The organism is Buttiauxella gaviniae, from assembly GCF_040786275.1.
Classification (GTDB): Bacteria; Pseudomonadota; Gammaproteobacteria; order Enterobacterales; family Enterobacteriaceae; genus Buttiauxella; species Buttiauxella gaviniae_A.
This window is the reverse complement of sequence record NZ_JBFMVT010000002.1, coordinates 173,454-195,605: the sequence shown is the minus strand read 5'-3', so window position 1 is coordinate 195,605 and position 22,152 is coordinate 173,454. Positions and strand designations below refer to the sequence as shown.

Genomic DNA, 22,152 nt, shown 5'->3' with positions numbered 1-22,152 from the left:
CATGAAAAAGATGCTACGTTTCTTTCTGCTATTGTTGGTGCTGTTCGGCGTGGCGGCAGGCGTGGGCTTATACAAAGTCCGTAAGCTTGCTGACAGCCACCTGACCATTACGCAAGAAACCATATTTACCCTGAAACCGGGTACGGGCCGCCTGGCGTTAGGTAAGCAGTTATATGATGAGAAACTGCTTAATCGCCCGCGAGTCTTTCAGTGGCTGTTAAAAGTGGAGCCAGATCTGGCGAAGTTCAAAGCAGGAACCTACCGTTTTACTCCACAAATGACCGTCCGGGATATGCTTAAATTGTTAGCCAGCGGCAAAGAAGCCCAATTCCCGATTCGCTTTGTGGAAGGCACGCGCCTGAGTGACTGGCTAAAACAGCTGCGCGAAGCGCCGTTTATCCAGCACACGCTTAAAGATGACAGCTATGCCACCGTTGCCGAAGCCTTAAAATTCGAAAACCCTGAGTGGGTGGAGGGCTGGTTCTTCCCGGATACATGGCTTTATACCGCCAATACCACGGATACCGCACTGTTAAAGCGTGCACATGATCGTATGGTTAAAGCGGTGCAGGTTGCATGGGACGGTAAAAAAGAGGGGCTGCCGTATAAATCTCAAAATGATTTGGTCACCATGGCCTCGATTATTGAGAAAGAAACGGCAGTCGCACAGGAACGCGATCAGGTCGCATCGGTGTTCATTAACCGTCTACGAATCGGCATGCGTTTACAAACCGATCCCACTGTAATTTACGGTATGGGCGCAAGTTACAATGGTAAACTGACGCGCAAAGATCTGGAAACGCCGACGCCGTATAATACCTATGTCATTAGCGGTATGCCGCCGGGGCCAATTGCTATTCCAGGGGATGCGTCATTACAGGCTGCGGCCCACCCAGCGAAAACGCCTTACCTTTATTTTGTTGCGGATGGAAAGGGCGGTCACACATTTAATACGAACCTGGCAAGCCATAATCAGGCTGTGCAGGCGTATATCAAAGCACTGAAGGACAAGAATGGTCAGTAAATTTATCGTCATCGAAGGGCTCGAAGGAGCAGGGAAAACTAACGCGCATAACGTGGTGGTTGCGACCTTAAAAGAGCTGGGGGTTACTGACCTGGTATTCACGCGTGAGCCAGGCGGCACGCCGCTTGCAGAAAGATTGCGCGAGTTGACGCTGAATAACAAAGGCATCGGCGATGAAATCGTGACGGATAAAGCAGAAGTGCTGATGTTCTACGCGGCGCGTGTGCAATTAGTTGAAACGGTTATCAAGCCGGCGCTGTCACGCGGCGCATGGGTGATTGGCGACCGTCATGATCTTTCAACCCAGGCCTATCAGGGCGGCGGCCGCTGTATCGATCAAGAGTTACTGATGGCGCTGCGCAATACGGTGCTCGGTGATTTTTACCCGGACCTGACGATTTATCTGGATGTTACGCCAGAAGTTGGCCTGACCCGAGCGCGAGCGCGTGGCGAACTCGATCGCATTGAGCAGGAGTCTGTCGACTTCTTTAACCGCACCCGTGCGCGTTATCTGGAGCTTGCGGCGAACGATAGCCGTATTCGCACCATTGATGCCACCCAATCGCTGGATGACGTTTCACAAGACGTGCGTAACGCCGTGCTTGAGTGGGCTAAGGGGCTGGCGTAATGAAATGGTACCCATGGTTACGCGCGCCGTTTGAGCAAATTCTCAGCCAGTATCAGGCCGGGCGTGGTCACCATGCGTTACTGCTTCATTCACTTGCGGGCATGGGTGATGACGCGCTAATTTACGCGCTCACACGCTGGCTGATGTGCCAGAAGCCACAGGGCAGTAAAAGCTGCGGTCAATGCCGCAGTTGTCAGTTGATGCAGGCAGGAACACATCCCGATAGCTATGTAGTCGCCCCTGAGAAAGGTAAATCGAGCCTCGGGATTGACGCTATCCGCGAGATCACCGAAAAGCTGTATAGCCATGCTCAGCAGGGGGGGGCAAAAGTCGTATGGCTGGAAGATGCCGGCTTGCTTACCGAAGCGGCGGCCAACGCGTTACTAAAAACTCTCGAAGAGCCGCCAGCGAATACCTGGTTTTTCCTTGGCTGCCGGGAACCGGCTCGTTTGCCCGCCACGCTGCGTAGCCGCTGCCTGTACTGGTATTTAACGCCGCCTGATGAAACCTTTGCTCTGGCATGGCTTGCGCGTGAAATATCATTAGATAGCGCTCACTTACGTGCCGCACTGCGTTTAAGCTCTGGCGCTCCCGCTGGTGCTCTGGCCTTGCTGCAACCTGAGTCGTGGAAACAGCGGCAGCTATTGTGCGAAAAACTTAACGAAGCCTGTGCGACTAAAAATATGTTAGCGTTGCTGCCCGCATTAAACAGTGATGATGCGACCGTTCGCGTTCACTGGTTATGCTCCCTGCTGGTTGATGCACTAAAATGGCAGCAAGGGGCCGCGTCCTGGCTCACCAACGATGATCAGCAGCCTCTGGTGGCGAACCTTGCCAACAGCGCGACGCCTGCGATGTTACAAGCCATATTGCATAACTGGTTTACCTGTCGTGAAGCGCTGCTCACCGTCGTAGGCGTAAACCGTGAATTATTGCTGACTGAACAATTGCTCACCTGGGAGCGTTTAATGCAACCGGGTGCGGTCCTTCCTCCTTTCCATCTTTAAGAGTATCTGTATGTTCCTGGTTGATTCACATTGCCACCTCGATGGTCTTGATTACCAATCCCTGCATAAAAGCGTTGATGACGTTCTGGAAAAAGCTGCCGCGCGTGATGTGAAGTTTTGCCTCGCGGTGGCAACCACGCTTAATGGTTATCGTGATATGCGTAAACTGGTGGGCGAACGTCACAACGTCGCTTATTCATGTGGTGTGCACCCGCTGAATCAGGACGAAACGTATGATGTTGAGGAGCTTCGCCGTCTGGCTGCAGATCCGGGCGTCGTTGCGCTGGGTGAGACTGGCCTGGATTATTTTTACACGCCTGAAACCAAGCCGCGCCAGCAGGAGTCTTTCCGCCATCATATCCAGATCGGGCGGGAACTTAACAAGCCTGTGATTGTGCACACCCGAGATGCACGCGCTGATACGCTCGCCATTCTTCACGAAGAGAAAGTGACAGACTGCGGTGGGGTACTACACTGTTTTACGGAAGACAGAGAAACTGCTGGAAAATTGCTCGATATGGGCTTTTACATCTCTTTCTCTGGGATTCTCACGTTTCGCAATGCTGAACAACTCAGGGAAGCGGCGCGTTATGTGCCACTGGATCGCATCCTGGTGGAGACAGATTCTCCTTACCTTGCGCCAGTGCCGCATCGTGGTAAGGAAAATCAACCGGCAATGACGCGCGACGTAGCGGAATATATGGCGGTGTTGAAAGGCGTTTCACTCGAGGAGTTGGCCGTTGCGACGACAAAAAACTTCGCTACGTTGTTCCATATTCCTGACTCCCGCTTACAATCCGTCTGATAAATCTAACTTATTTTAAAGCTCGTAATTAATGATCGAAGCGAGTAAAGTGCACCGCCACAAAAAGGGCGGTGCACGTTCATTTTGTAACATTTAGAAACGCGTTTTGTAAATTTATGAAAGTTTTTCATATGGCTTTTAGAGAAACGTGATGGCTGTCAAACAAACTTTCGTCGATTTATTTTACTCTGCGTAATAAATCAAAAGGCGCTTAGATGCCTGTTTATGGACCGGATCTCCCCACGGTCCGATGCGCATAACGCGTAAAAAAAAGCACAAATACTCAGGAGCACTCTCAATTATGTTTAAGAATGCATTTGCTAACCTGCAAAAGGTGGGTAAATCGCTGATGTTGCCAGTATCCGTACTGCCTATCGCAGGTATCCTGCTGGGCGTCGGTTCTGCAAACTTCAGCTGGCTGCCAGCCGTGGTTTCTCATGTTATGGCGGAAGCGGGCGGTTCAGTTTTCGCCAACATGCCGCTGATCTTCGCAATCGGTGTCGCGCTGGGCTTCACCAACAACGATGGCGTTTCCGCGCTGGCCGCTGTGGTTGCTTACGGCATCATGGTGAAAACCATGGCTGTGGTTGCACCGCTGGTTCTGCATCTGCCTGCTGAAGAAATCGCGTCAAAACACCTGGCTGATACCGGTGTTCTGGGCGGTATTATCTCTGGTGCCATTGCCGCGTACATGTTTAACCGTTTCTACCGCATCAAGCTGCCAGAATACCTGGGCTTCTTCGCGGGTAAACGTTTCGTACCGATCATCTCTGGTCTGGCTGCGATCTTCATGGGCGTTGTGCTGTCCTTCATCTGGCCTCCAATCGGTACGGCTATTCAGACCTTCTCACAGTGGGCTGCTTACCAGAACCCGGTTGTGGCATTCGGTATCTACGGCTTCGTAGAACGTTGCCTGGTACCATTTGGTCTGCACCACATCTGGAACGTTCCATTCCAGATGCAAATTGGTGAATACACCAACGCGGCGGGCCAGGTATTCCACGGTGATATCCCACGTTATATGGCAGGCGACCCAACTGCGGGCAAACTGTCTGGTGGCTTCCTGTTCAAAATGTACGGTCTGCCTGCTGCGGCTATCGCAATCTGGCACTCAGCTAAACCTGAGAACCGTGCAAAAGTCGGCGGTATCATGATCTCCGCTGCGTTGACCTCGTTCCTGACCGGTATTACCGAGCCAATCGAGTTCTCCTTCATGTTCGTTGCTCCAATCCTGTACGTAATCCACGCGATTCTGGCAGGCCTGGCGTTCCCAATCTGTATCCTGCTGGGTATGCGTGACGGGACTTCCTTCTCACACGGTCTGATTGACTTCATCGTGCTGAGCGGTAACAGCAGCAAACTGTGGCTGTTCCCAATCATTGGCCTGTGCTACGCGGCGATTTACTACACCGTGTTCCGTGTGCTGATTAAAGCGCTGGACCTGAAAACCCCAGGTCGTGAAGACGCAACTTCCGAGACCTCTGCTACTTCCACAAGCGAAATGGCACCGGCTCTGGTTAGCGCTTTCGGCGGTAAAGAAAACATCACTAACCTGGATGCGTGTATTACCCGTCTGCGTGTTAGCGTGGCCGACATCTCTAAAGTCGACCAGGCTGGCCTGAAGAAATTGGGTGCAGCAGGTGTAGTGGTAGCTGGTTCAGGTGTTCAGGCAATCTTCGGTACTAAATCCGATAACCTGAAAACTGAAATGGATGAGTGGATCCGTAACAGCTAAGAAGAAGTTGGGGAGAACTAAGGGAGGCCATTGGCCTCCCTTTTTTATTGCCTTCATTCTTCACACTGCTTCTTTGTTGGGCGGATAAGCTTGCGTTATCCGCCATTGAGCACGTTAGAAAGCGTAATTAGCACTCACCGAGAAGTTACGCGGTGCGCCATAAACGATTGAACGGCTATCGATATTGGTGTCGTAGGTTTTGTCGAACAGATTATCGAGGTTCGCCTGGACGGAGAAGGCTTTGGTCACCTGATAACGCGCGAACAAATCAACCAGCGCATAGCTGCCTTGCTCCGCACGGAAGGTGCCACCCGGGACTGAAACGTCAGACCACACGTGGTTTTGCCAGTTCACACCGCCGCCAACAGTCAGCTCGCGCAGCATTGGCAAACGATAGCTGCTGAAGAGTTTTACCGAGGTACGTGGCAGATTCGGGTTAACCGCATTGCCTTCGCTGTCTTCTGCAATATAGCGGGTGGCACCCAGCGTCATTTGCCAGTCATCGGTTACCGCACCGTTAATTTCAAATTCAACGCCTTTACTCACGGTACCGTCAGCTTCACGGTAGGCTGTTTCGCCATTGCTGCCAGGAATAACCGCGCCGGTAGATTGCGCGAGGTTATCTTGTTCAATACGGAACACGGCCAGTGAGGTGGTGAAACGGCTATTCAGCCAGTCTGCTTTTAAGCCCGCTTCGTAGTTATTCCCGGTAATAGGGGTCAGGTAATTACCTTGCACATCGCGTTCGGTCTGCGGTTTAAACACCGAGGTATAGCTGGCATAGGTTGACCAATCGTCATTGATATCAAAAACAATACCGGCATAAGGAGAGGTGTTATTTTTCTCCAGATCTTGCGTTAACGTATGCAGATTGTATTTGGTATAACGCGCCCCAACGATGACATGTAGCGGGTCGGCAAGGGTGATACGTGTCGCCATATAGGCAGATTTCTGATGAACAGTATCTTCCTGCGCGAGACTCAGTGGGCTCCAGTCCGTTTCCGGGAAGTTACCGTCATAATCATTGAAACTACCGAGCTGCGTATCGCTGACGTTTTCCCATGAGCTGAAATAGGTATTTTTCTGTTTGGTATAGCTGGTCCCGACCATCAGTTCATGCTGGCGACCAAACAGCTCATAAGAGCCATTGGCAAACGTATCAAGTGCATCGACTTTACGTTTCCCGGTGTTATAACCGGTGCCGCCCACGTATGGATAGGATGCGCCATAAGGGCTAACCATCAAACCGGTGTTCTTATCCACCAGCCCATCCAGATACATTTGCTTGCTTTCCAGCGTCATTTCGGTGTGGGTCCCGTTGACGGTAAGCTGCCAGTCGTCGCTTAATTTTTGTTTCAGCGTAACAAAAGTGCGTTGAGATTCTTTGTCGTTGTAAGCCCAGTCAGGCGCAGTGCTATAGCTACGATCCGGATTGGTTTTGCTGCCATCGGTATACCAGCGTGGGATCCCGCCCCAGGTTGGATCATTGACGTTAGTTTCCTGATAGTCATAACCAACGGAGAGGCTAGTGGCTTCGGTGAGATCGGCATCCAGCACGCCATAGAAGAACTTTTTCTTTTGGTTATAGCGGTCAAGCCAGCTGTCGTTATCCTGATAACCCGCCACGACGCGGCCACGAATATTACCGTTGTCTGTCAGGGGAGTAGACATATCAGCCACATAGCGCTGTTTATTCCAGCTTCCATACTCTGCAGAAACATTGGTCTGGAATTCACGGCTATCGGCATGTTTACGCACCATATTCACCGCAGCGGAAGGGTTGCCGGTACCGGTCATCAGGCCATTAGCCCCGCGCACCACTTCAATTTGCTGATACATTGCCGTATCGGTCAGCGCGTCGCCCAGGTTCCAGCGTGATTCAAACAGCGTTGGAATGCCATCGACCATATAGTTGTCGATCAAAAAGCCGCGCGAATAGAAAGAACTGCGGTCCGAGTCAGCGACGCTTTCAGAAATACCGGTGGTATTTTTCAACACATCACCCAGAGATTCCAGCTTTTGATCCTTCATTCGCTGTTCGCTGATGATGCTGACCGACTGAGGAATATCGCGTGGAACCAGCAGCATTTTTGTTCCGCTGGTGGTGGTTTTAACGCTGTAATCGTGATCTTCTGCGCTGTCCGTATTGGCGACCGAATTCTCGACGACCATTGTTTCTTCAGTATTTTGTGTTGCAGAAAACGCGGCTGATGGCATGAGTGCAAAAGCAATACAGGATGCCAGCATAGAAATAGCGCAGGCAGGTGTGCGCTGCCCATCCCTGGTAGAAATGGTTAAAGACATCTTAAACCCTTAAATCATTGTTGGAAGTTGTGTCTCAGCACCAAAAAAGTCCGGTGGCTGAATACCTTACATTTGCAGATGGTATGCTAATGAAAATGCAAATGAGAAATATACTCATTCATCGATCGCGTGTAAACAGATGTTACACCGCAAATGAAATATCGTTTTGATCAGGTGTTTTGCACGGACTTATATAAAGAGAAGAGGGCGCGTAAACAAAAGTCCTATAAAGAAATAATGACTTGAGGTTGAAAGAGTATGATTAACTCGCTCATACTCTTACGTTATGCCTTTTCAGGACGGCTCTGGGCGCCGTTTGATAAGACAAAAATAGCCAGCAATTAATGAACAAAGGTAACGTCATGGCCGAAGAAACTATTTTCAGTAAAATTATTCGCCGCGAGATTCCGGCAGATATCGTTTATCAAGATGAGTTAGTTACTGCATTCCGTGACATATCGCCGCAGGCACCTACCCACATCCTTATTATTCCTAATGTCCTGATCCCAACCGTAAACCACGTCACCGCAGACCATGAACTTGCGTTGGGTCGTATGGTAACTGTTGCCGCAAAAATTGCGGAACAAGAAGGGATTGCAGAAGACGGCTATCGCTTGATTATGAATTGCAATCGCCACGGCGGGCAGGAGGTCTATCATATCCATATGCACCTGCTGGGTGGCCGTGTACTTGGGCCGATGCTGGCGCATAAAGGATAAGTTGATGAAAACTAACCCGCTGTTAATGCTACTTGCCGTCGGACTGATGGTGGGATGCAGTACCAAACCGGCTATTCCTGTTAACGAGGGGCAAGCATTGGTTATGGAGGCCTCAGTGCTGGCGGCGGGGATCAGTGCTGAAAAACCAGAAATTTCAACTGACAACGGAGCCACTGTTTCACATACCCAACTGTATAATGAGCAGTCAAAGCCTGTGAACATCAGCTATCGTTTCTATTGGTATGACGCAAAAGGGTTGGAAATCCATCCTCTTGAGAAACCGCGTACGATTACACTACCCGCGAAATCTAGCGTTTCGGTGTCATCAATAGCCAGTTATCCAGACGCACGTAAAGTCCGTCTTTATCTCTCTTTATAAGGGGTGAATTTTGATTAAGGGAATCCATCGATATCTGGTCATTTTCGCTGCGGCGATGATTTTAACCGGGTGTATTCAGCGTAGTGAAGCCCCTGCGCCTGTGGAAGAAGTGAAGCCTGTGCCTCAACAACCCGTTGAGCCGCAACCGACCGTTCCAACGGTGCCGACGGTTCCGCCTCAGCCTGGCCCGATTGAGCAACCGCAGCCCACTATTCCTGCCACGCCAAAAGTACGTAGCTATGACTGGGGCAGCGCCATGCAGCCGATGGTCGGGAAAATGCTGCAAGCTGACGGTGTAACCGCCGGTAGCGTACTGCTGGTCGATAACGTCAACAACCACACCAATGGTTCGTTACAAACCGGTAAAGCGACAGAAGCACTGCGTGGTGCGCTGGCCAATAACAGCAAATTTACCCTTGTTTCTGCGCAGCAGCTCTCCATTGCCAAACAGCAACTGGGTTTATCTCCGCAAGACAGCCTGGGTTCACGCAGCAAAGCGATTGGTATCGCCCGCAACGTTAGCGCGCAATATGTGCTTTATAGCAATGTAAGCGGTAACGTAAATGCTCCGACGTTGAAAATGCAGTTGATGCTGGTGCAGACCGGTGAAATTATTTGGTCAGGAAGCGGTGCTGTACAACAAACGCAATAATTCAGCGCTGCAAAATGTGATTGATCAATACCTTCCGGCGGCTCAGGCCGCCGGTTGCTTTTCGCAACTTAAAGGATTGAGCGGTGGCAGCCTGCATTTTAACGTCGGCACTCAAGAATATGTCGCCCGACATCAGCTTGAATTGCCCATGCCCGGTGTATCACTCAAGCGTCAACATCGTGCGCTGAAACACATCACGCAAGGGATTGGCCCTCGGCCCGTTTGCCTGGCGAAAGGTTGGTTAATCGTCGAATGGTTAAATGGCGAGGTGAAATCGGAACTCCCCTCACTGCAAACGCTCACATCATTGTTGTATGATTTGCACCATCATCCCTGTTTTGGCTGGCGAATCAGCCTGTTACCCCTGCTGGAATATTACTGGCAGAGCGCGGCAGCCGAGCGAAGAAGTTTGGCCTGGTTAAAACAGCTTAAAAATATGCGCAGGCGAGGCGAGCCAAAACCGCTCCGCCTGGCTCCGCTGCATATGGATGTTCACGCTGGTAATCTGGTCCATCAGCCAGAAGGCTTAAAACTTATCGACTGGGAATATGCCGGGGATGGGGATGTGGCGCTGGAGCTGGCGGCAATCGTGGCGGCGAACAATATAGAGCCTGAGCCGTTAATCAGTGCGTACGCGCAGCTAAGCCATATTCCAGTGGCTGTATTAAGCCAGCAGGTCAGGCGCTGGCAACCCTGGGTGATTATGTTGATGGCATCGTGGTATGAATGCCGCTGGCGACAAACCCAAGACAAACAATTTTTAACCCTTGCAGACGAGGCCTGGTGCCTGCTGCGGGCAACGAATCCATAAGAGAGGTAGATGTGGGCCCGGTAATGTTGGATGTGGCAGGCTTTGAGCTGGATGCCGAAGAGCGTGAAATTCTAAAACACCCCCTGGTCGGTGGGCTGATTCTGTTCACCCGCAACTATCATGACCCGGAGCAACTGCGCGAGCTGGTACGCCAGATTCGTGATGCATCTCGCCATCGTCTGGTGGTTGCCGTTGACCAGGAAGGCGGGCGCGTTCAGCGTTTCCGTGACGGGTTCACGCGTTTACCTGCCGCGCAATCTTTCGCTGCATTACATGGTCTTGAGCAGGGCGGTAAACTTGCCGTGGAAGCGGGCTGGTTGATGGCGAGCGAAATGATTGCCATGGATATCGATATCAGCTTTGCGCCAGTACTGGATGTTGGCCACATCAGCGCCGCGATTGGCGAACGTTCCTATCACGAAGATCCACATAAAGCGCTGGCGATGGCGACTCGTTTTATCGACGGCATGCACGCCGCAGGTATGAAAACTACCGGCAAACACTTCCCTGGGCATGGCGCAGTTACTGCCGATTCACATAAAGAGACGCCGCGTGACCCACGCGAAGAAGCGCTGATTCGTGAACATGATATGCAGATATTCCGCTCGTTAATTACCGATAACAAACTTGATGCGATTATGCCCGCACACGTTATCTACACCGATGTAGACCCACTTCCCGCCAGCGGATCGCCGCACTGGCTGAAAACCGTCTTGCGCGCTGAGCTTGGCTTTAACGGGGTCATCTTCTCTGATGATTTATCTATGGAAGGGGCGGCGATCATGGGCAGTTATGCCGAACGTGGGCAGGCGTCACTGGATGCAGGTTGCGATATGATCCTGGTCTGCAATAATCGTAAGGGTGCGGTTAGCGTGTTAGATAACCTGTCTCCGGTCAAAGCAGAGCGTGTTACAGGTTTGTATCATAAAGGTTCATTTACCCGTCAGGAACTGATGGCTTCTACGCGTTGGAAGGAAGCAAACCAGCAACTTGAGGCGCTGCATGAGCAGTGGCAAGCCCACAAGGCGGGTCTTTAACTCCTCGGGCCTAATGGCCTGAATTCGTGTGGTGAGGATGCAATGATTATCTATTTACACGGTTTCGATTCGAACAGTCCTGGTAACCATGAAAAGGTGCTGCAACTCCAGTTTATCGATCCGGATGTACGGCTTATCAGCTACAGCACGCGGCACCCGAAACACGACATGCAGCATCTGCTCAAAGAAGTCGACAAGATGTTGCAACTCAGTGCAGATGAACGCCCGCTGATTTGCGGCGTTGGGCTGGGGGGATTCTGGGCCGAGCGAATCGGTTTTCTGTGTGATATTCGTCAGGTCATTTTTAACCCGAATTTGTTCCCACAAGAGAACATGGAAGGCAAAATAGACCGCCCTGAGGAATACACCGATATTGCAACCAAGTGTGTGCAAAACTTCCGCGAGAAAAACCGCGATCGCTGCCTGGCGATTTTGTCACGCAATGACGAAGCGCTGGATAACGTACGTGCCGCTGGATTGCTGCATCATTACTATGAAATTGTATGGGATCAGGAACAGACCCATAAATTCAAAAATATCTCTCCGCATTTACAGCGTATTAAAGCGTTTAAAACCCTCGGCTAGATCAGGTGCAGGGCGCAATAATTAGAAGGGTCAGCCATGTGCTGGCCCTTTTTTGCTTATCTTTTCGGCATAAAATTTGATGCACATCAATTTTGGTATGACCAATACACCATTCATGTTATTCTTTGGTCACATTAGTGAGTTTGTTCAGCTAACTCTTTGTTAACTAAATGCTATTTTCATAACCTTTAGTTAACAATTGGTTAATATTTTAGGGGGTCATTTTGACTACGCCATTAAGAAAAATTGTCATTGTCGGTGGTGGTGCTGGCGGACTTGAACTGGCCACTCAGTTAGGGAAGAAACTGGGCCGCGGCAAAAAAGCGAAGGTTACCCTGATCGACCGTAACCACAGCCATTTATGGAAACCGCTGCTGCACGAAGTGGCAACCGGATCTCTGGACGAAGGCGTGGATGCGCTGAGCTATCTGGCTCACGCGCGTAATCATCATTTCCAGTTCCAGCTTGGTTCCGTGGTTGATATTAACCGCGAAAGCAAAACCCTGACGTTAAGCGAGCTGCGCGATGACAAAGGCGAATTGCTGGTACCTGAGCGCAAAATCCCTTACGACACGCTGGTAATGGCGTTGGGCAGTACGTCCAACGACTTCAACACGCCGGGTGTTAAAGAAAACTGTATCTTCCTGGATAACCCGCATCAGGCGCGTCGTTTCCACTCAGAAATGCTGAATCTGTTCCTCAAGTATTCCGCAAACCTGGGCGCAAGCGGCAAAGTGAATATTGCTATTGTTGGCGGCGGGGCGACCGGCGTTGAGCTGTCAGCGGAACTGCACAATGCGGTGAAACAGTTGCACAGCTATGGCTACAAAGGCCTGACTAACGAAGCGCTGAATGTGACGCTGGTTGAAGCGGGTGAGCGTATTCTGCCTGCGCTGCCACCACGAATTTCTGCGGCGGCGCATAGCGAGCTCACCAAACTGGGCGTGCGCGTTCTGACGCAAACTATGGTGACTTCTGCTGATTTGGGTGGCCTGAATACCAAAGACGGTGAATATATCGCGGCTGACCTGATGGTGTGGGCGGCAGGCATTAAAGCACCAGACTTTATGAAAGATATCGGCGGCCTCGAAACCAACCGTATCAACCAGTTAGTCACTGAGCCTACGCTTCAAACCACACGCGATCCGGACATCTACGCGATTGGCGACTGTGCTTCTTGTGCGCGTCCAGAAGGCGGTTTCGTGCCACCTCGTGCCCAGGCCGCTCACCAGATGGCGTCCCTGGTGCTGAACAATATTCTTGCGCAGATGAAAGATAAACCGCAGAAACCCTATATCTATAAAGATCACGGTTCTCTGGTTTCGCTGTCCAAATTCTCTACCGTGGGCAGCCTGATGGGTAACCTGATGCGGGGTTCGATGATGGTGGAAGGGCGCATGGCGCGTTTCGTCTACATCTCTTTGTATCGTATGCACCAGGTGGCACTGCACGGTTATTTCAAAACCGGTCTGATGATGCTGGTGGGTAGTATTAACCGCGTTATTCGCCCGCGTTTAAAACTGCACTAATCGCCTTTAGCGTTACCCCCAAACCCGGCCACGTGCCGGGTTTTTTAATGCGTAGGATTTTTCTCAAACAACCGCTTTACCCATTTGCCTTCGAATTTTTCATCCATTGTCTGATTGGTCAAAACCCTTCTGCCGCTGAAAATTGTAAGCAATTGCACAATCAGGAGGATGTCCTGTGAATAAATCAATGTTAGCGGGTATAGGTATCGGTGTGGCCGCAGCACTGGGTGTGGCGGCGGTTGCCAGCATGAATGTGTTTGACCGTGGTCCTCAGTACGCACAGGTGGTGTCTGCGACGCCAATCAAGGAAACGGTAAAAACGCCACGTCAGGAATGCCGAAACGTAACGGTGACTCATCGTCGTCCGGTTCAGGATGAAAACCGTATCGTCGGCTCTGCACTCGGTGCGGTTGCCGGTGGCGTAATTGGTCACCAGTTTGGCGGTGGCCGAGGCAAAGATGTGGCAACCGTTGTGGGTGCATTAGGCGGGGGGTACGCAGGGAATCAGGTGCAAGGCACCATGCAAGAGCGTGACACCTACACCACTACTCAGCAGAAATGTAAAACCGTATACGACAAATCAGAGAAAATGCTCGGGTATGACGTAACGTATCGTATCGGCGATCAACAGGGCAAAATCCGCATGGATAAAGACCCAGGCACGCAGATCCCGCTCAACGATAATGGCCAGTTAGTTTTGAACAAAATTTAACGGTGTGAACTTAGCCCATCTCCGGAAGATGGGCTTTTACTTTCATTGGCCGCTTAATGGCTGCCGCGTAATTGCTGCTGCAATTCCAGCAATGCAGTCACCTCTGCAATTCGTCTCTGGGTGTACGCAGGGACTTCTTCAGGGGCTTGCAAAAAAAGTCGGTTTTCGCCAAACACCACGTCATGCAGGCAACGATCGTACAGCGGCCCAGCAAGCGTCTGCCGCTCGACTCTATCCGCGGAAATCCGCTCAACCACTTCATTCATGCCTTCACGATCGATATTAATAATTTGCCCATCATTAAGATAAATACGCATCCCTTTTTGCCCGCCCGCAGGCCCTGCGTACTTGTTGAGGTGAATCGTAAAAGGAATATCACCAAGCGTGCCACTTAATAGGGCTTCACCTTCTGCGGTGGTGAAATCGCCTTTGGCAATCGCATTTCCGAGCCTGTCTCGCGCGTAGCTGAGTTCAACCACTAATTTGTCATTTCCACCTGATTGATAAACGGTTTCACGCATCATAGCGAGAACATGGGTGCCGATATCGGCAATCACCCCATCCGGATGGCGCAGTTGGCGAGTATCCGCTTCTCCTGTGGCAAAGTTCAGGGCAATTGCTTCACCCGCGGTGTTAAAGCCGCTTGGCTCAAGTAAAAAACCTTCAATACGGCTTATTTCATTAATGTTATGAATATGCGAGCAGGCCTGGGTGCGAACCATCCAGTGATCTAACGCCAGAACACGGGCGGCGATTTGCGGTTCTTTGAGTAGTGTCTGGAGTTTCTCAAGCTGCTCAAGCGTGGCGGCGACCGGTTTTTCAACCACAATCGCGGGTACCTGACTTTGCAGTACGGTTTCAAGCACCGGAAGATGGTGAAGCGAAGAGGTGGTGATCAGAACAATGTCGAGCGGCATAGCCAGCAGCGTTTCAAGAGATTCACAACGCGAGATGCCATTAATCTGACGAGCCGGATCGGCATCATAGCCGTAACATTCAAGAGCCGGGAAAGAGAGGCGGCGTAAAGCCGGAAGATATGCCGTTTCGATGACCGAACCTAAACCAATAAAACCTGCCAACATAATTAAGATCCTACGAAATATAAGTCGTATCTATCATTAGAGTCCTTATGTTTTAAATGAGTATAGCGCTGCGGTCGAGTGAGAATATGTGTACGTGCGTAAAAAGCAGGCTGGTTTTTAATCAGCCTGCTGAAAAAATCTTAGAACAGTAAGGAGTAGTTCACACCATAGGTGCGTCCGCGGCCTTTATATTCATAAAGCGATGGGCTGCCGTAGGTTGGGCTATACAGTAGCGGTGCACGCTGGCCCCAGACCGTGGTGTAGTCTTTATCCAGCAGGTTTTCGATGCTAAAGCTGAGTTTGCCAAGCGGCAGAGCGTAGCTACCGATAAAGTCCACGGTGTTATAACCGTTGATTTTGTTGTCGCTGGCATCGGTTAAATCGAAAGTTTGCTGGCTCTGGACGCGCAGGCTCCACGGCTCTGGTGCCCAGCCAACGTAAGCGGTGGCTTTCGACGGACTGGCGTAAATCACGTCCCACTTCTGCCATTTGCCATCGACTTTGGTTTCGGATTTCAGCACGTTAAAGTTTACGCCGGTGCTCCAGACGGTATCCGGGATAAAGTAATCCAACGCACCTTCAACTCCATAAATTCGGCGCTTATCGTCTTTGACGTTTATGGTCATATCCGCTCGATTGATCGAGATCGATTTGTCTGACAACGAATAGTAGGCCGCAACCTGGCTACGCAGGCTATCGCCGGTATAACGCCAACCTAACTCATAAGAATCGACCTTGATCCCCTGAAGTTTTGACTGCCCGACGTTAACGCTGTTTACCAGTTGGTAATGGCCGTTCACCAGGCGATAAGTGCCGTTGCCGTAATATTTGCCCGGGTCTGGCAGCTCAACACCCTGCGAGAAATTAAACCATGCTTGCTGGCGTTCGGTGAGGTGCATCAGGATGCCCGCGTTAAACAAGAGATTGTCGTAATCGGTGCTGCCGCCAGGAATGGAGTCCGCCGAACGGGCAAGCCCGTTCGCAATGCCTTGCTGTTGAGCAAAGCCGATAAAATCGTCAACTTTATTTTCAGTCCACTGGTAGCGCACGCCACCGCTCAGGGTAAAGACATCGTTGATGTCATAGCTGTTTTGCAGGAACGGCGCAAAGTTTGTGATGGTGTAACCAGGATAACGCCCGGTGGTGTAGATACTTTGGTTATTCAGCCCGCCCGACGCGTTGGCTTTCGCTAAATCAAAGAACATCTGGTTTGAGGTAAAGCTCTCGTGGTCGGCATCCAGGCCGTAAGTCATCTGCCAGCCATCAAGTGGTTTACTGGTTAGCGCCAACTTCGCGCCGTACTGATCGGTATCCTGTTGGGAGGCGGAGAAACTGGTCACCGTATTGCGCGTCAGCGTTGGGAACGGATAGAAAGTCAGCGATTCATCGCGATAATAAATTTGCCCGACCACTTCCTGGCCCAGGAAATCGCTGTTGGAATATTGCAGGCTAATCAGATGGCGCTCGGTGCCGGGAATGCGGTCGGAGTTTAGTTTATCGCTGACAAATGCCGTACCGTTGCCGGTTACTGCGGAGAAGTTTTCACCTAAATTCAGTCCGTAATCATCATCACCCTGGCTCTTATAATATTGCGTCACCACCTGCAATTGCTGGGTTTCATCAATTTGAATGGTGCCGGTACCCATCACATCAAGGCGATCGGAATACTGCAAACCGGTCTGCGTGTTATCGAGCAGAGTTTGATCGCCGTTGCCGTCAAACCAGCCGCCAAATTTCTGGTATGCCACCGATAAGCGCCCGGAGGCATTTTCGTTACCGCCTGAAATCGCACTTGCCACGCGTTCATCGTGATCTTTGCTGCTGTTGAAGCCGGATTTAATCCCGGTTTCAAACTCCATTTGCGTTTCAGGCTGGCCTTTTTTCGTGACGATATTAATCAGCCCGCCGGTACTGCCGCCACCGTAAAGCGATGTGGCACCCGAGATCACTTCAATGTGCTCAATGTTAAACGGGTCAATGGAATCGAGCTGGCGGCTATCGGTTCGGGATGAGTTCAAACGCACGCCATCCACCAACACCACAATAGAACGACCGCGCATATTCATGCCGTAGTTAGTGCGGCTTTGGCTGCTCACATCCAGGCCGGGGATTAATTGTGCAAGGGCGTCTTTCAGCTCCTTACCCCCCTGAATCTGCTGTTCAAGCTCAGTGCCTTCAATAACCCAGGTCGTCTGCGCCATTTCTGCCACAGTGCGGTGCATGCGGTTCGCTGAAACCGTAATGTTTTCTTCGGAGGTTTGCTGAGCGAAAGCCGGTGCCATCATCGCCAGAAGCAGCGGGTTAAGCACCCAGCGCGTGTTTTTGTGCGTCATCATCATTCCTTGGATGGGAAAATATTAACATTTGCAAATATTTTGAAATAAAAGTGAGCTGAATTTTGCCGATAACAGTTCTCATTATCAATATCAATTGGTAGTATTTCTTAAATTAATCTTATGAATAATCACATTATTTCTGTGGTTTACTTTCTCTGGGCGTGAACCAGATACGGCTAAGGAGTCGGAATGGCAGAGGTGCAAAGTTATCGGATGTTTAACGTGCAACTGGTGCATAAATCATCAGTTTCGCCATCGCTGCTGAGTCTGGTGTTTGGTGGTCCGGATGTCGCACACATGAAATGCGACTCACCCGATCAGCGAATCAAAATGTTGTTTCCGTCGGAAGATGGCTCAGTGCCGGAGTTGCCAGAGCACGGCCAGTGGTACCCACTGCTTCTGGCGTTGCCGAAGGAGAAACGCCCGATTGTTCGGACTTACACGTTGCGTCACGTAGACCGTGAGCGTCAGGAAGTGACAGTCGAATTTGTCAGCCACGGTTTGGAAGGGCCCGCGTCGGCATGGGCGATTGCCTCAAAGCCTGGCGATAAATTACAAATCGTCGCCCCAAATGCAGAGTACCCGGAAGATAGCGGCGGGTATGAATGGACGCCGCCGGTAGGGTTACGGCAGGGTTTGATTATCGCCGATGAAACCGCGCTTCCGGCGGCGCGGGGTATCCTGGAAAAACTATCGACGCAGAAAAATCCGCCACAGATTCAGGCATTTTTTGAGGTGCCGGAGCAGGGGGACTGTGTTGATTTAAGTGAATTTAATTTTGCGGAAATTCACTGGCTGGCGCGTAAACCGGCGAACGCAACGCACGGCGAGTGTTTACTTAAAGCCGTCAGGCAAATGGCGCGAATGCCAGAAACCGCGGGCAGGATTGAAGCCGTTACTGAAGAAGCCGAAGGCGAATTGCTGTGGGATAAAGCGACGACCGATGACCAGGCGTTTTACGGTTGGGTGGCAGCGGAATCAACGGTCGTGAAGATGCTGCGCCGCTATTTGATTGGTGAACGCGGGCTAAATCATGATGCCATTAACTTTATGGCCTACTGGAGTAAAGGGCGGGAACGCTAATCTTTGCCCCGTTTGGACCCCACCCCAGCCCTCCCCTTTGTACAGTCCGGGGACATCGTGAACACTTGTTCGGGGACATGGTAGACACTTACAACTAAGGCATGAGTACTTCTTTCAGGAGCCGCTTATGCCGTGGGATGCGAGAGATACCATGTCATTACGTACCGAGTTCGTTCACTTTGCCTCGCAGGACGGGGCCAACATCCGGGCGCTCTGTCGTCGCTTTAACATTGCGCCTGCCACAGGTTACAAGTGGCTGCGCCGCTGGCTGGCTGAAGGCCACGCGGGCCTCACTGAGCGCCCGCGAACACCCCGTCATTCTCCCCACTGCACGCCTGAGGCTGTTGTCGACCTGTTACGCCAGGCTCACGCACGCTATCCGGCATGGGGCGCCCGCAAGATAAAGGTCGCACTCGAGCGCCAGGGCCACACCCTGCCTGCCTTCAGCACCGTCCATAACCTGATGGCACGCCATGGGCTGTTGCCCGGCCTCCCGTCCGGCATTCCTGCCACCGGGCGTTTCGAACATGCTGCCCCTAACCAGCTCTGGCAGATGGATTTTAAAGGGCATTTTCCGTTTGCCGCCGGTCGCTGCCATCCACTCACCCTGCTCGATGACCACTCCCGTTTCTCCCTGTGCCTGGCCCATTGTGCCGACGAGCGCCGCGGGACCGTACAGGCTCAGTTGCGGCAGGTCTTCGAACGCTACGGTTTGCCGGAGCGGATGACCATGGACAACGGCGCGCCCTGGGGAGATACCACCGGAACGTGGACAGCGCTGGAGCTGTGGCTGATGCGCCAGGGTATCTGCGTCGGGCACTCACGGCCTTATCACCCGCAGACCCAGGGCAAGCTGGAGCGGTTTCACCGCAGCCTGAAGGCTGAACTGCTGCAGGGGCGCTGGTTCCTCAGCAGTGAGCAGCTGCAGCAGACGTTCGACAGCTGGCGGGACAGATACAACCTGGAACGGCCTCATGAGGCCCTGGGAATGCAGGTGCCGGCATCACGCTACCAGCCCTCATCGCGGCAGTATCAGGCCCGTCCGGCGGCGGCAGAGTATGATGCCGGGATGATGGTCAGGAAGGTGGATATAAGCGGAAAACTCAGTATTAAGGGGATGCAACTGAAGGCGGGCAAGGCGTTTATCGGCGAGCATGTCGGGTTGAAGGAGACAGGAGAGGGACAATATGAAGTGTGGTGGTACAGCACAAGAGTGGGCGTGATCGACCTGAAAAACAGGTCGATCACGATGGGTAAAGGATGTTAAAAAGTGTTCACCATGTGTCCGAACACCTGTCTACCATGTCCCCGGACTGTACACCTTTCCAGGGGAGGGAGCAGTTAACCCTTCCACCTGCAAAGTCGGGATTTAGCACCTCCCCCTGGCAAGGGGGAGGCTGGGAGGGGGTCATTTGTTCCCGGCACAGACAGAGTTAACCCCTCCACTTTTGTTGGTCGGCTAAGGGACAGCGCCAGCCGACAAAAAATCAAATCTTCTTCAGCTCCGGCCACAGGCGCAGCGTGGTCTGCACAATGCTGAGTAAATCCGCATAGCTTGCGTTTTCCCGCGCGCTGACGGACATCCCCTGAATGATACAGCACAAATACTTAGCCAGTTTTCGAACGCAACTGGTGGCAGGGATCTCACCTTTTTCCTGGCGTTTTGTCAGGAAACGCACCAGCGTCTCTTCCTGCATCGACTGGCGGGTCTTAATCACTGCGGCAATGTCTTCCGACGACGCCCCCAATACTGATGAAGTACAGACAATGAAACACCCCTGCGGGGTATCTTTTTCGGTATAGAGCTTCGCAATTAGCGACAAATAATCTTCCAGCGCCTGTTCGAGCGTTCGCTCTTCGCAGGACAAACACGCTTCACGCATTTTTGTGAAACGTGCCATGTAGCGATCTAACACGGCCCGGAATAGCCCCTCTTTGTTGGTGAACTCGGCGTATAACGTCGGGGCTTTTGCACCCGTAGCTTCAACCAGATGTGCCAAAGAGGTGGCTTCATAGCCGTGCTGCCAGAACAACGCCATGGCCTTATCGAGTGCTGCTTCCCTGTCAAACACCTTAGGGCGGCCACGGCTTTTTTTAATGCAACTCGTATCAGAGGACATAGAGGGCCGTTTAACCTTTATCTGTTTAGTGAACGATCATTATAAAATTAATAGCACAGAGTAGCCAGAGACTGTGGGTTATAAATAAATTACTTCTATGTAGATGAAAAATATTGCTTTTATTAAATAATTAACGGTCATTATAAAAATAATTTGACGTGTGATGTAGATCACGTTTATGATTTAGTTATCGATCGTTAAGTAAATAACTTAATGACCCTACAAAACATCTGCCAAGGTAAAAATCATGAAAAACGTAAAAACACTTATCGCTGCTGCCGTTCTTAGCTCACTCTCTTTCGCAAGTTTTGCTGCCGTACAAGTGCAGTCCACTCCAGCAGGCCAACAAAAAGTCGGTACTGTGGCAGCAACTGCCGGGACTAACCTGGGTTCACTGGAAGCGCAACTGGCGCAGAAAGCTGAAGAGATGGGCGCAAGCTCATTTCGCATCACTTCAGTAACCGGCCCAAACACTCTGCACGGTACCGCTGTAATTTATAAATAAGCGTTAACCCTCATTGCGCTGATTTATAAAACTGCCATGCAAAAGGCCTCGTTGAAAAACGAGGCCTTTTGCATTTCTGAAAGGTTCGGAGAAATTAGATTTCGTTCGTCGCCACAACATGCGCATTCACCACAACCGGCATTCCGGAGCGGTGCTGCATCGCCTGTTCCATCACGGTAGCATCCGTTTCGGACGCGGCCTGGAACTGTTTCATCGGCTCAGTAAGCACAATCGGCAATACTTTCGGATCGTCATCAATATGCTTAGAAAGTGGCTGATGCACTTCAACTAAACGCGTCCCATCTGGCTCGATGGACGTTTTAATCGCGGTATTTATGATGCGCACTGGCGTGCCAACCGGCATCTCTTTGTAGAGTGCTTTAATATCGTCATCACGCAAACGGATACAGCCGGAACTTACGCGCATACCAATGCCGAAATCCGCATTGGTGCCGTGGAGCAGATAAACCCCGCCATGAGCGGCAAGGCGGATAGCGTGGTGGCCCATTGGATTATCCGGCCCGGCAGGCACGACGGCAGGCAGTTTGATGCCGTTAGCCAGATAACGCGCACGAATATTGGCGGTTGGTGTCCACGTTGGGTTGGCCCGTTTATCCGAAACGCTAGTCACCATCGTAGGCGTTACCGTGTCGCCCCCAAGCTGGCCAATACCAATCGGGTAGACGGTTACGCTGTTTTTGCCTTTCGGATAGTAATACACACGCAGTTCAGCAAGGTTCAGCACCAGGCCTTCGCGAGGCGCATCGGGCAATAGCATCTGGCGCGGAATCGTCAGCACGCTGCCCGCGCGGGGAACATACGGGTCAACGCCCGGATTTGCCTGTAATAAGGCAAGGAACCCGACATTGTATTTTTTAGCGATAGCTTCAAGCGAGCCGCCGTCATTTTCCACCACATGGAAAAAGTTCTGGCCGATTAAACGGCTGCCATCAGCGGGTAGAGGGTAAGAGTTGGCATTCGCGTTAAAAGCGGCGAACGCTGCGCTAACCAGCATAATCGACGCCAGCCAGCGCACAACGCGGGCCTTACGAGATGATAAGACGCTCAGAGAGGAAGTCACAATAAACCTTAACATAAT

Annotated in this window: 20 protein-coding genes and 1 pseudogene; 16 read left to right on the top strand and 5 right to left on the bottom strand. The window is 51.5% G+C overall.

Annotated features, from left to right (window positions below; all coding sequences use genetic code 11):
* The first annotated feature begins 1 nt into the window (after position 1).
* The 5 genes from yceG (at position 2) to ptsG (ending at position 5,199) form a co-directional block, all read left to right on the top strand.
* Positions 2-1,024: a cell division protein YceG gene (yceG, locus tag AB1E22_RS01555; protein WP_367593763.1), complete on the top strand. Its 1,023-nt coding sequence runs from the start codon at positions 2-4 to the stop codon at positions 1,022-1,024.
* A complete protein-coding gene (gene tmk, locus AB1E22_RS01550; protein ID WP_367593762.1) occupies positions 1,014-1,652 on the top strand; it encodes a dTMP kinase in 639 nt (212 codons plus the stop codon). The genes yceG and tmk overlap by 11 nt, the downstream gene beginning before the upstream one ends.
* Positions 1,652-2,659 (top strand): DNA polymerase III subunit delta', encoded by a 1,008-nt coding sequence (holB, locus tag AB1E22_RS01545; RefSeq protein ID WP_367593761.1) that lies wholly within the window; start codon positions 1,652-1,654, stop codon positions 2,657-2,659. Before tmk ends, holB begins: the two co-directional genes overlap by 1 nt.
* A gap of 10 nt (positions 2,660-2,669) precedes the next feature.
* Complete coding sequence (locus AB1E22_RS01540; protein ID WP_367593760.1) at positions 2,670-3,464, top strand: metal-dependent hydrolase; 795 nt, start codon at positions 2,670-2,672, stop codon at positions 3,462-3,464.
* 301 nt (positions 3,465-3,765) lie between these two features.
* Positions 3,766-5,199 (top strand): PTS glucose transporter subunit IIBC, encoded by a 1,434-nt coding sequence (gene ptsG / locus AB1E22_RS01535; RefSeq protein ID WP_367593759.1) that lies wholly within the window; start codon positions 3,766-3,768, stop codon positions 5,197-5,199.
* 114 nt (positions 5,200-5,313) lie between these two features.
* Here ptsG and fhuE read toward each other — a convergent pair whose 3' ends face one another.
* Complete coding sequence (fhuE, locus tag AB1E22_RS01530) at positions 5,314-7,503, bottom strand: ferric-rhodotorulic acid/ferric-coprogen receptor FhuE (RefSeq protein WP_367593758.1); 2,190 nt, start codon at positions 7,501-7,503, stop codon at positions 5,314-5,316.
* 362 nt (positions 7,504-7,865) lie between these two features.
* On the opposite strand from fhuE, the gene hinT reads away from it, so the two are divergent.
* The 8 genes from hinT (at position 7,866) to AB1E22_RS01490 (ending at position 13,927) form a co-directional block, all read left to right on the top strand.
* Entirely contained in the window at positions 7,866-8,222 is a 357-nt protein-coding gene (hinT, locus tag AB1E22_RS01525) for a purine nucleoside phosphoramidase (RefSeq protein ID WP_367593757.1), read from the top strand.
* A 4-nt stretch (positions 8,223-8,226) separates the two neighbouring features.
* The gene (locus AB1E22_RS01520; RefSeq protein ID WP_367593756.1) at positions 8,227-8,601 is read left to right on the top strand and encodes a YcfL family protein; all 375 of its coding nucleotides are present in this window, start codon (positions 8,227-8,229) and stop codon (positions 8,599-8,601) included.
* 55 nt (positions 8,602-8,656) lie between these two features.
* The gene (gene lpoB, locus AB1E22_RS01515; protein WP_437178404.1) at positions 8,657-9,253 is read left to right on the top strand and encodes a penicillin-binding protein activator LpoB; all 597 of its coding nucleotides are present in this window, start codon (positions 8,657-8,659) and stop codon (positions 9,251-9,253) included.
* Positions 9,207-10,064, top strand: a complete 858-nt coding sequence (gene thiK / locus AB1E22_RS01510; RefSeq protein WP_367593754.1) for a thiamine kinase — start codon at positions 9,207-9,209, stop codon at positions 10,062-10,064. The genes lpoB and thiK overlap by 47 nt, the downstream gene beginning before the upstream one ends.
* An 11-nt stretch (positions 10,065-10,075) precedes the next feature.
* Positions 10,076-11,101, top strand: a complete 1,026-nt coding sequence (gene nagZ / locus AB1E22_RS01505) for a beta-N-acetylhexosaminidase (RefSeq protein WP_367597301.1) — start codon at positions 10,076-10,078, stop codon at positions 11,099-11,101.
* 42 nt (positions 11,102-11,143) lie between these two features.
* Complete coding sequence (gene ycfP / locus AB1E22_RS01500; RefSeq protein ID WP_367593753.1) at positions 11,144-11,686, top strand: alpha/beta hydrolase YcfP; 543 nt, start codon at positions 11,144-11,146, stop codon at positions 11,684-11,686.
* A gap of 224 nt (positions 11,687-11,910) precedes the next feature.
* Positions 11,911-13,215, top strand: coding sequence for an NAD(P)/FAD-dependent oxidoreductase (locus AB1E22_RS01495; protein WP_367593752.1), 1,305 nt, complete (start codon positions 11,911-11,913; stop codon positions 13,213-13,215).
* 175 nt (positions 13,216-13,390) lie between these two features.
* Positions 13,391-13,927, top strand: a complete 537-nt coding sequence (locus AB1E22_RS01490; RefSeq protein ID WP_367593751.1) for a glycine zipper 2TM domain-containing protein — start codon at positions 13,391-13,393, stop codon at positions 13,925-13,927.
* 53 nt (positions 13,928-13,980) lie between these two features.
* Here the strand turns inward: AB1E22_RS01490 and AB1E22_RS01485 are convergent, their stop codons facing one another.
* Both AB1E22_RS01485 and AB1E22_RS01480 read right to left on the bottom strand, forming a co-directional pair.
* Positions 13,981-15,009 carry a Gfo/Idh/MocA family oxidoreductase gene (locus AB1E22_RS01485; RefSeq protein ID WP_367593750.1) on the bottom strand — a complete coding sequence of 343 codons (1,029 nt, stop codon included), beginning with the start codon at positions 15,007-15,009 and terminating at the stop codon, positions 13,981-13,983.
* Between the two features lie 140 nt (positions 15,010-15,149).
* The gene (locus AB1E22_RS01480) at positions 15,150-17,342 is read right to left on the bottom strand and encodes a TonB-dependent siderophore receptor (RefSeq protein ID WP_367593749.1); all 2,193 of its coding nucleotides are present in this window, start codon (positions 17,340-17,342) and stop codon (positions 15,150-15,152) included.
* Positions 17,343-17,534: 192 nt separating this feature from the next.
* Between AB1E22_RS01480 and AB1E22_RS01475 the strand changes: the two genes are divergently transcribed.
* Both AB1E22_RS01475 and AB1E22_RS01470 read left to right on the top strand, forming a co-directional pair.
* Positions 17,535-18,428 carry a siderophore-interacting protein gene (locus AB1E22_RS01475; protein ID WP_367593748.1) on the top strand — a complete coding sequence of 298 codons (894 nt, stop codon included), beginning with the start codon at positions 17,535-17,537 and terminating at the stop codon, positions 18,426-18,428.
* 127 nt (positions 18,429-18,555) lie between these two features.
* Positions 18,556-19,692, top strand: a pseudogene (locus tag AB1E22_RS01470) (IS481 family transposase); the annotation flags it as partial.
* Positions 19,693-19,915: 223 nt separating this feature from the next.
* Here AB1E22_RS01470 and AB1E22_RS01465 read toward each other — a convergent pair.
* Complete coding sequence (locus AB1E22_RS01465; protein ID WP_367593747.1) at positions 19,916-20,548, bottom strand: TetR/AcrR family transcriptional regulator; 633 nt, start codon at positions 20,546-20,548, stop codon at positions 19,916-19,918.
* A 247-nt stretch (positions 20,549-20,795) separates the two neighbouring features.
* Between AB1E22_RS01465 and bhsA the strand changes: the two genes are divergently transcribed.
* On the top strand, positions 20,796-21,053 hold the full coding sequence (bhsA, locus tag AB1E22_RS01460) for a multiple stress resistance protein BhsA (RefSeq protein ID WP_367593746.1): 258 nt from the start codon (positions 20,796-20,798) through the stop codon (positions 21,051-21,053).
* 94 nt (positions 21,054-21,147) lie between these two features.
* Here bhsA and ldtC read toward each other — a convergent pair whose 3' ends face one another.
* Positions 21,148-22,068 (bottom strand): L,D-transpeptidase LdtC, encoded by a 921-nt coding sequence (gene ldtC, locus AB1E22_RS01455; protein WP_367597300.1) that lies wholly within the window; start codon positions 22,066-22,068, stop codon positions 21,148-21,150.
* Between the last annotated feature and the right edge of the window lie 84 nt (positions 22,069-22,152).